This is a genomic window from Microcystis sp. LE19-41.2A (genome assembly GCF_027530405.1).
Lineage (GTDB): Bacteria > Cyanobacteriota > Cyanobacteriia > Cyanobacteriales > Microcystaceae > Microcystis > Microcystis aeruginosa.
On record NZ_JAPZQJ010000083.1, the window covers coordinates 1 to 2,006 of the forward strand.

Annotated in this window: 2 protein-coding genes and 2 pseudogenes; all 4 read left to right on the forward strand. The window is 35.7% G+C overall.

Annotated features, from left to right (window positions below):
- Positions 1–350 (forward strand): transposase family protein (locus O9290_RS03585; protein ID WP_288086715.1); only part of this gene is annotated, 350 nt, incomplete at its 5' end.
- A gap of 19 nt (positions 351–369) precedes the next feature.
- Positions 370–633, forward strand: a pseudogene (locus tag O9290_RS03590) (transposase); the annotation flags it as partial.
- A 143-nt stretch (positions 634–776) separates the two neighbouring features.
- Entirely contained in the window at positions 777–1,829 is a 1,053-nt protein-coding gene (locus tag O9290_RS03595; protein ID WP_288086717.1) for an IS630 family transposase, read from the forward strand.
- Positions 1,807–2,006, forward strand: a pseudogene (locus O9290_RS03600) (transposase); the annotation flags it as partial. The gene O9290_RS03595 and the pseudogene O9290_RS03600, both read left to right, overlap by 23 nt.

Sequence of the window (2,006 nt, forward strand, 5' to 3'; positions counted from 1 at the left end):
AAGGAAGAGTCCATGATTTTCGGTTGTGGAAAGAGAGTAAAATAGGGTTAAATAAGGAAATAGAAATATTAGGGGACAAAGGCTATCAAGGGATTCAGAAAATCCATCAAAACAGTCAAATTCCTCATAAAAAAAAGAAAAAAGAAAAACTAAGTAAAGAGCAAAAAAAAGCCAACCGTCAGTTATCACAACGGCGCATAGTTATAGAACATATTCATCGTCGTCTCAAAATATTTCGGATACTTTCATCAAGATACAGAAATCGCAGACGGCGATTTGGTCTGAGATTGAATTTGATTGCTGGTATCTACAATTACGAACTTCGTTACCGACAAAAATATATATCTTGATTACTTTTGCAAGAGATCTAATGTTCACCTTACCCCCGGCAATGTGGACGACCGCAAACCCGTGAACAAATTGCTACAATCCTTGTTTGGCAAAGTTTTTGCTGACCGAGGTTATGTCTCTCAATCCCTGGGGGAGGAACTGCTCAAAGATTTTGGTATTGAGTTTTTTGCTAAACCCAAGCGGAACCTGAAAAATCGCTTAATCCGCCTTTATGACAAGCTTTTATCCCGTAAGCGTTCTATTGTCGAGACTATTAACGCTCTTCTGGAACTTTCGGAAATCCCTGACCGAATCCAGATTCTGAAACCCTTGGTTGACAAGTGATCGCTAACTTTTTTTCTAATAAGTAGTCATGCAAAATTAATTACCCAAATAAAAAATTAAGAAGTATAATACATGAAGAAACGAAGTAGCAGGAAAATACAATGAGATTTATTAGAGACCTAAACCCCGAGAGCCAGAAAATGCTAGAGAGAATTTATCGAGCTAGTAAACATCATCAAGTAAGAGAGCGAGCGAAATGTATACTCTTAAGTTTTCAGGGAACCCCGATAGAAGAATTGAGCGGAATATTTGGAGTTACGAGAAAGACCATCTATAATTGGTTGACGGCCTGGGAAGATAGAAAACTAATTGGTTTTTATAATCGTCGAGGAAGAGGGAGAAAACCTAAATTGACAGAAGCACAAAGCCAACAAGTTATTGACTGGGTAAAAGAAGAACCGAAAAGCTTAAAAAAAATCCAGATCAAACTTGTAGAAGAATGGAAATTAACCCTAAGCAAAGACACGATAAAAAGACTAATAAAAAAAATCAACATGAGGTGGAAAAGGGTGAGAAGAGGGGTGGGCAAAACCCCTGAGGAGTGGGAGCTTGAGGTCAAACTACCTATTTTAGAAGAACTCAAAAAACAGGAAAAAAGAGGAGAGATTGAGATAGGATATTTGGATGAAATGGGATGGGATTCAAAGCCTTGTATTCCTGATGCTTGGCAAGAAGAAAAAACCACGATAAAGTTACCACCAATTGAAGGTAAAAGACTAAATATTTTAGGAATAATGAAACGAGATAATCAATTATTTTATGAGACACAGGTCGGAACGGTTACTAGCGAGACAGTTATCAATTTTCTGGATAAATATTGCCAAAATATACAGAAAAAAACTGTCATAATAATTGACCAAGCTTCCATTCATACCAGCGATGCATTTATCGATAAACTTGAGGAATGGGAAAAGAAAAACTTGAAAATATTTTGGTTGCCCACTTATTCACCTGATTTAAATTTAATTGAAATATTATGGAGATTTTTAAAATATGAATGGATTGAATTTAGCGCCTATAAAGACCGAAAGAGCCTCCTCGCTTACGTTAAAAAAGTGCTGGACAATTATTATGACGGTTTTTTTCTGTATATTTTGGCAATATTTATCCAGAAAATTAATAACTATCTCGCTAGTAACCGTCATAATAATTGACCAAGCTTCCATTCATACCAGCGAGGCATTTATGGAGAAACTTGAGGAATGGGAAAAGAAAAACTTGAAAATATTTTGGTTGCCCACTTATTCACCTGATTTAAATTTAATTGAAATATTATGGAGATTTTTAAAATATGAATGGATTGAATTTAGCGCCTATAAAGACCGAAAGAG